Genomic DNA, 7,329 nt, shown 5'->3' on the forward strand with positions numbered 1-7,329 from the left:
CCGGGTACCGCTCACTTCTCGGCCCGCCACCAGTCGACCAGCCCCTGAAGCCCCTCGTGCAGGCCGATCTCGGCGCGGAAGCTCAGCTTCTCCGCGGCGGCGGTGGTGTCGGCCAGTCGGCGGGTGACGCCGTTGACCGCGCGGGCCGGACCGTGGACAGGTGCGAGGTCGGACTTCATCACGTCGCTGAGCGCCTGGGCCAGCTCCTTGAGGCTGGTCTCGGTGCCGCTGGCGATGTTGAACACCTCGTCGGTGACGTCCGCCCGGGCGGCGAGGATGTTGGCCCGGGCGATGTCGGCGACGTGCACGAAGTCCATCGTCTGCAGGCCGTCGCCGAGGATCAGCGGGGGCACTCCCGATTCGATCCGCTCCATCCATCGGATCAGGACCTCGGTGTAGAGGCCGTGGATGTCCATCCGGGGGCCGTAGACGTTGAAGTAGCGCAGCGCGACGTAGTCCAAGCCGTACATGCTGTGGAAGCTGCGCAGCATGCCCTCGTTGAACGCCTTGGCGGCGCCGTAGAACGTGTCGTTGTGGTACGGGTGGTGCCGCTCGGCGGTCGGGAACTCGTCGGCGAGCCCGTACACGGAGGCCGACGAGGACAGGATGACCTTGCGGACCCGAGCGGCAGCCGCAGCCTCCAGCACGTTGAACGTGCCGTCGACCAGCACCTCATTGGCCAGCCGCGGCTCCTCGGCGCACTGGGTGATGCGGATGGCGGCGAGGTGGAAGACCAGGTCCTTGCCGCGGGTCAGCTCGTGCACCAGCCCGACGTCGCGGATGTCGCCCTCGACCAGGCGGACACGAGCGAGTGGCAGGGCCCGGGCGAGGTTCTCCCGTGAGCCCCGGACGAAGTTGTCCAGGACGACGACCTCGGCCGCGCCGCCGGCGACCAGCTGGTCGACGACGTGGGATCCGATCGTGCCCGCTCCACCGGTGACCAGCGCCCGTGCCCCGGCGATCTCCACCGCGCTCATGCCGTTGCTCCGCTTCGCTCCGCGCCGGCCTGAGCCATTGCCCTACCGGTTTCGATGATTTGCCCGTGCACGTCTGTCCATTCGTTGAGATCGACCACTAGTCCGCCACTGGCGAGGCTGCGCGAGGCGGCCTCCAGGATGGCCATCACCCGCAGGCCGGACCGGCCGTCGGTCAGGGCGGGCGTGCCGGTGCGGATAGACCGGGCGAACTCCTCGACCATGGTCCGCAGCGCCTCCCGCTCCGTCAGGGCCGGCGCCACCATGTCGCCCGAGCGGTACGAGACCAGCATGTCCCGGCGCTGCTCGTCGCCGAGCTCCTCCGCCAACGCCACCTCGACCCCACAGTCAAAGATCGAAAGTCGCTGGCTCGGGTTGAGGTCGTCCCAGACCAACGTCCGCTTCGATCCGCCGATGATCGCGGTCCGTATCTTCACCGGGGAGAGCCAGTTGACGTGGATGTGCGCGATCGCGCCGGTGTTGAGATGCAAGGTCAGGTAGGCGACGCAGGCCCGCCCCGCCCCGATCCGGTCCGCGCCGTGCGCGGCCACCGAAACCGGCGACACTCCGGACGGGAGAATGAAGTCGAGAATCGACAGGTCGTGCGGCGCCAGGTCCCACATCACGTCGATGTCGCGCTGGACCAGCCCGAGGTTGATTCGTACCGAGTCGAGGTACTGCAGCTCGCCCAGATCCCCGGCGTGCAGCAGCTCGCGGATGCGCAGTACGGCCGGCGTGTAGCAGTAGGTGTGGTCGCACATCAGCGACAATCCTCGGCCCTCCGCCTCCGCCACCAGCGCGCGCCCCTGTTCGACGCCGGCCGCCAGCGGCTTCTCCACGAGCACGTGCTTGCCGGCCCGTAGCGCCGCCATCGCCACCTCGAGGTGGGTGCCTGCCGGGGTGGCGATGGCCACCGCGTGTACGTCGTGGTCGGCCAGCACCGTGGCCAGGTCGTCGGTTGCCTGGACCGTCGAGTAGCCACCGAGCGCGCGTCGGGCCCGGGTCACATCGAGGTCGCAGAGCCAGCGCAACCGGAATGCGTCAGACGTCTGGAAGTTACGCACAAGATTCGGCCCCCAGTAACCGGCGCCGATGACGGCAACGCCGATTGGTTCGGCGGCAGCGGGCGAAGAGTTCACCGATATCCGTTCGCTAGTCAGGACAGGACCATTCGCTGTGGGAGAGTTAGTGGAGACGTCCATTCGGAAAGCTACCGAGGCCGCCCTCGCCTGCGCCAGCACCGGTCGGGAAATCCGGCGGTGCCGCCGGGTCAACCGGTCCGTTTGGGTTGCCCACGCACTTCGAATGGCCCGTTCTGCGGCCACTGGGTCGGCTTTCTGACATTGCCCTTGTTGCCGAACGTCTACCCTTTTCACCTCGCCCCACAGAAGATCACCGCACCGCGGAGGGAAGGAGAGTTGACGGACGCCCACCGGGCACCGCACGACGGTGCGCAGATCGCCGCCACGGCCGATGTGGACGATCCGGCCACCGTCCGTCCCCGGCACGCGCGTCTGGCACCTGGCTCAGGGTCCGCGAGCATGCCTCGGTCGGCGGGCCGGCCGCGGTGCTCACCGACGACGAGTAGCCGCGCCCGGTCACGCCGGAGGGGCGGCTGAAGAGTGGACGACTGGACCGCGGTCGGCGAGGGTGCGGCGATCGGAACGCGGCCCCTCTGCGTGGCGCCGGTCTCCATCAGCCGGTGGGCGCTGATCGCGGCCGGCCCGGTGGTCACCCGGGAGGTTCCCGACTTCACGCTCATTGTCGGAGTTCCCGCCCGCCGGGCGGTATGGGTGGGCCGGGCGGGCGAGCCGATCCAGGCGAAGGACGACGGCCGGTGGATCTGTCCGCGTACCGGAGCCGAGTACCGCGAGTGCGAGGGGCGGCTGACCGAACTGCCGTCGGCCTGACGGCCGCGCCGGGGTCGACCTCCCCGGTCGAACGCGTCCCGCCGACCGGCCCGAGCGGGCGGGGGGCTACCCTCGCCCGGGTGAACTGGCTGGATCTGATCGGCTGGGCCGGCTCCGCGCTGCTGGTCTGGTCCCTGCTGCAGTCGCGCATCCTGCGGCTGCGCGCACTCAACCTCGTCGGCTGCCTGGTGCTGATCGGCTACAACTTCGCGATCGGGGTCTGGCCCGGGGTGGGGTTGAACGTCGTCCTCGCCGTGATCAACATCTGGTACCTGCGCGGCATGCTCGCCACCCGGCACGACGAGCAGACCTACCAGGTGGTGCAGGTGGGGGTCGACGACCAGTTCCTCGCCCACACACTGCAGGTGCACGCCGTCGACATCGCCCAGTTCAACCCCGGCTTCCGGTGGGACCCGGACGCCCCGCAGCGCTCCGCGTTCCTGGTGGTCCGCGCAGACGAGGTGGTCGGGGTGGTGCTCTCGCACGCCGAGGCGGACGGCGTCGCCCAGATCGACCTCGACTACGTCACCCGCCGGTTCCGCGACTTCACCCCCGGCGAGTTCGTCTACCGGCGCAGCAGCCTCTTCACCGACCGGGGCTTCCACCGGGTCGTCAGCCCGCCGGGCATGGTCGCCCCCTACTACCACCGCCTCGGGTTCCGCCCCGAGGGCGGCTCGTACGTCCTCGATCTGCCGGCTCCACCGCTGGCCGGCTCGTCGTAGCCTCCCCGGCAGGATTCGGCCACCGCCGCATGGGGCACAGACACGCGTACGCCGGGCGGGGTCGCTGCCCGGCAGCGTCGATCCGGCCGATCGGCGCGACCACCACGAGGGAGCGAACCGGGCGTGCAGAGCTACTGGAGCCAACTGGCCCTGGTCGGAGTCCTGGTCATCGTCAACGCGCTCTTCTCGGGCAACGAGATGGCACTGGTGTCACTGCGGGACAGCCAGCTCCAACGGCTGGAGCGCACCGGCCGGTCCGGGCAGGTGCTGGCTCGGCTGGCCAAGGACCCGAACCGTTTCCTGGCCACCATCCAGATCGGCATCACCCTGGCCGGATTCCTCGCTTCCGCCGCGGCGGCGGTCTCGCTGGCCAAGCCGCTGGTGCCACTGCTGTCCGTGCTCGGCGGCGCCGCCGAGCCGGCCGCCATCGTGATCGTGACCCTGGCTCTGACGTTCGTCACCCTGGTCTTCGGCGAGCTGGCCCCGAAGCGGATCGCCATGCAGATCCCCGAGCGGTGGGCGCTGCTGGTGGCCCGTCCACTCGACGTGCTCTCCAGCGTCACCCGGCCCGCGGTCTGGGCGCTCGGCGCCACCAGCGACCTCGTCGTCCGGCTGGCTGGGCTCAACCCGGAACCGCAGCGCGACGAGATCAGCCCCGACGAGCTGCGCGACATCGTCGCCGGCAACCACGGCTTCACCAAGGAACAGCAGACCATCATCGCCGGCGCGGTGGAGATCGCCGACCGGCGGCTGCGGGCGGTGCTCGTACCCCGGTTGCAGGTCTTCACGCTCGACAGCGGGACCACCGCGGAGGCCGCCCGACTGGTGCTTGCCGCCACCGGGCACTCCCGGGCGCCGGTCGTGCGCCACGGCGGCCTGGACGACACGGCCGGCGTGATCCACCTGCGTGACCTGGTGGGCGTGCCGGGGGACCGGCCGATCGACGAGATCGCCCGGCCGCCGATGCTGCTGCCCGACTCACTGCCGGTGGTGGACGCGCTGCGCCAGTTCAAGGCCGAACGCCAGCACATCGCGCTGGTGGTGGACGAACGCGGCGCCGTCGACGGCATCGTCACCCTGGAGGACATCCTCGAGGAAATCGTCGGGGAGATCTACGACGAGACCGACCGGGACGTGCACTCGGTGCGTACCGACCCGGACGGCACCCTGGTGCTGCCCGGCACCTTCCCGGTGCACGACCTGCCGGACATCGGCGTGGAGCTGCCGTCGCGGCCGACCGGCGACTACACCACCGTCGCCGGCCTGGTCCTGGCCCACCTCGGGCACATTCCCACCGTGGTCGGTGAGGACGTCGCCCTGGACGGCTGGGTGCTGGTGGTGGCCGGCATCGACCACCGGGCCATCACCGAGGTACGGGTCAGCCGGGCCCCCGGCGCGGACGACGACGACCAGGACGCCGAGCCGGTGCTGGACGAGGCGCGGAGCTGAACCGGCGTACCCCGAGCTGTCGGCTCAGGCGGCGGAGAGGTTCTGCAGTCGGACCTGACCGCGGGCGACCAGCCGCTGGTCGCCGTCGGTGATCTCCACCTGCCAGAGCTGCTGGCTGCGGCCCCGGTGCACCGGCGTGCCGACCGCGGTCAACTCGCCCTCGCGCACCGCCCGCAGGAAGTCCGTCTGGTTCGACACGCCCACCACCGTGCCCCTGTCGCCCAGCCACAGCGAGCCGCCCACGCTGGCCGCCGTCTCCACCACCGAGCAGTACACGCCGCCGTGCTGGATGCCGAACGGTTGGTGCAGCTCGGGCCGGACCCGCCACCGGATGACGACCCGGTCCGGGCCCGCCTCGGTGATCTCCAGGCCGAGCAGGGCGACGAAGCCGCCGGTCGGGTCGGGCATCTCCACCACGTAAGCCTCCTCGATCAACAGGGGGCCAGCGTATCCGCACCCCGTTCCGTAAACCCGGTACGGTCCGCCGCCGGCGATGGGGGAGAATCGGTGACCGTGACCGACAGCAGCCTCCCGCCGCCGCGGCGGGACTCCCTGACCGAAGACCTGCGGTGGCGGGGCCTGATCCAGGACTCGACCGGCCTCGACGAGCTGCGCGAGCTGCTCGACGGCACCAGCGCCTCCTTCTATGTGGGTTTCGACCCGACCGCGCCGAGCCTGCACGTCGGCCACCTCATGCAGGTCATCACCGCCCGGCGGTTGCAGCTGGCGGGGCACCGGCCGCTGCTGCTGGTCGGCGGCGCCACCGGGCAGATCGGTGACCCCAAGGAGAGCGCCGAGCGGACGCTCAACCCGCCCGAGGTGGTGGCCGGCTGGGTCGACCGGATCCGCGACCAGCTGTCTCCCTTCGTGTCGTACACCGGGGAGAACGCGGCGCAACTGGTCAACAACCTGGACTGGACCGGCGAGATGTCGGTGGTCGAGTTCCTCCGCGACGTGGGCAAGCACTTCCCGGTCAACAAGATGCTGGCCCGGGAGGTGGTCCGGGCCCGGTTGGAGACCGGCATCAGCTTCACCGAGTTCAGCTACCAGCTTCTGCAGGCCCACGACTTCTTCGAGCTGCACCGCCGGCACGGCTGCCAGCTCCAGTTCGGTGGCTCCGACCAGTGGGGCAACATCACCGCCGGGGTCGACTACATCCGCCGGCGCGGCGCCGGGCCGGTGGAGGCGTTCACCACGCCGCTCGTCACCAAGTCTGACGGCACCAAGTTCGGCAAGTCCGAGGGCGGCGCCGTGTGGCTGGACGCGGCGATGACCAGCCCGTACGCGTTCTACCAGTTCTGGCTCAACGCGGACGACCGGGACGTCACCCGCTACCTGCGCTACTTCAGCTTCCGCTCCCGTGAGGAGCTGGAGGAGCTGGAGAAGGCGACGGCGGAGCGGCCGCAGGCGCGGCTGGCCCAGCGCGCGCTCGCCGAGGAACTCACCACCCTGGTGCACGGCGAGCGGGAGATGGCGCAGGTGGTCGCCGCGAGCCAGGCGCTCTTCGGGCGGGGCTCGCTGGAGGAGTTGGCGCCGGCGACCCTGCGCGCCGCGTTGACCGAGGCCGGGATGGTCCACCTCACCGAGCTGCCGGACATCGCCGGGCTGCTCAAGGAGTCCGGGCTCGTGCCGAGCATGAAGGAGGCGCGTCGGGTGATCGCCGAGGGCGGCGCCTACGTGAACAACACCCGGATCACCGAGGTGGACGCGACCGTGGCCGACGCCGACCTGCTGCACGGTCGGTACCTGGTGCTGCGTCGAGGTAAGCGTTCCTTCGCCGGCGTTGAGCTGGACAAATAGCGACTGTTCCATGGTGTGACGCGGGACGCGCCCGGTCGAGTTGACGATCAACTCGCCGGGCGCGTAACTTTCTCTCTGCCAGCGCGGAACGGACGAAACGGGCGAAGCCCGGAGGCCGGAGCGCGGGAATGGTGTCAGGGTTGGCCGGGTTGTCGTCCGGTTCGGCCCTGGACCGGGCTCCCAAGGCTCGCGAGAGCCGGCGGGGGTGCAGGAATGACTCCGGGGTCGGATGGGTTGAGTCCCATGCGAGCCTGGACCGGGCGGTGCCCCGAAGACGCTGCGAGGCGGATTTGGCGAGGCGGAACCGACCGGGTACAGTTCAACGCCGGCAGGGCACCGGGCGAGTTCGCGGGAAACCGCGGCGGCCGGTTCTGCCAAATCCATGACGAGAGCGGCGTGAGCCGATCGAGTTGTGGTGCCCGCAATATGGTGTGAAGCAGTTCGAACCGGGTTACAGCGGTTTGACACGGCGGA

7 protein-coding genes are annotated in these 7,329 nt (G+C 70.4%); 4 read left to right on the forward strand and 3 right to left on the reverse strand.

Features of this window, described 5'->3' with window-relative positions; genetic code table 11:
* Positions 1 to 11: 11 nt before the first annotated feature.
* Together ACFOW4_RS08725 and ACFOW4_RS08730 are read right to left on the reverse strand one after the other, a co-directional pair.
* Positions 12 to 977, reverse strand: coding sequence for an NAD-dependent epimerase/dehydratase family protein (locus ACFOW4_RS08725; RefSeq protein WP_377526103.1), 966 nt, complete (start codon positions 975 to 977; stop codon positions 12 to 14).
* The gene (locus ACFOW4_RS08730; protein WP_377526105.1) at positions 974 to 2,176 is read right to left on the reverse strand and encodes a Gfo/Idh/MocA family protein; all 1,203 of its coding nucleotides are present in this window, start codon (positions 2,174 to 2,176) and stop codon (positions 974 to 976) included. Before ACFOW4_RS08730 ends, ACFOW4_RS08725 begins: the two co-directional genes overlap by 4 nt.
* Positions 2,177 to 2,596: 420 nt before the next feature.
* Here ACFOW4_RS08730 and ACFOW4_RS08735 point away from each other — a divergent pair, with 420 nt between their 5' ends.
* The 3 genes from ACFOW4_RS08735 to ACFOW4_RS08745 all read left to right on the forward strand — a co-directional run bounded on the left by ACFOW4_RS08735 (position 2,597) and on the right by ACFOW4_RS08745 (position 5,055).
* Positions 2,597 to 2,884: a hypothetical protein gene (locus ACFOW4_RS08735; RefSeq protein WP_377526106.1), complete on the forward strand. Its 288-nt coding sequence runs from the start codon at positions 2,597 to 2,599 to the stop codon at positions 2,882 to 2,884.
* An 80-nt stretch (positions 2,885 to 2,964) separates the two neighbouring features.
* Positions 2,965 to 3,606, forward strand: coding sequence for a hypothetical protein (locus tag ACFOW4_RS08740; RefSeq protein ID WP_377526108.1), 642 nt, complete (start codon positions 2,965 to 2,967; stop codon positions 3,604 to 3,606).
* Positions 3,607 to 3,729: 123 nt separating this feature from the next.
* Positions 3,730 to 5,055: a hemolysin family protein gene (locus tag ACFOW4_RS08745; RefSeq protein WP_377526110.1), complete on the forward strand. Its 1,326-nt coding sequence runs from the start codon at positions 3,730 to 3,732 to the stop codon at positions 5,053 to 5,055.
* Positions 5,056 to 5,079: 24 nt separating this feature from the next.
* Here ACFOW4_RS08745 and ACFOW4_RS08750 read toward each other — a convergent pair whose 3' ends face one another.
* Positions 5,080 to 5,463 (reverse strand): PaaI family thioesterase, encoded by a 384-nt coding sequence (locus ACFOW4_RS08750; RefSeq protein ID WP_377526132.1) that lies wholly within the window; start codon positions 5,461 to 5,463, stop codon positions 5,080 to 5,082.
* A 105-nt stretch (positions 5,464 to 5,568) separates the two neighbouring features.
* Between ACFOW4_RS08750 and tyrS the strand changes: the two genes are divergently transcribed.
* Positions 5,569 to 6,855 (forward strand): tyrosine--tRNA ligase, encoded by a 1,287-nt coding sequence (gene tyrS, locus ACFOW4_RS08755; protein WP_377526134.1) that lies wholly within the window; start codon positions 5,569 to 5,571, stop codon positions 6,853 to 6,855.
* Positions 6,856 to 7,329 lie beyond the last annotated feature (474 nt).

It is taken from the genome of Micromonospora sp. GCM10011542, assembly GCF_042650685.1.
Classification (GTDB): domain Bacteria; phylum Actinomycetota; class Actinomycetes; order Mycobacteriales; family Micromonosporaceae; genus Micromonospora.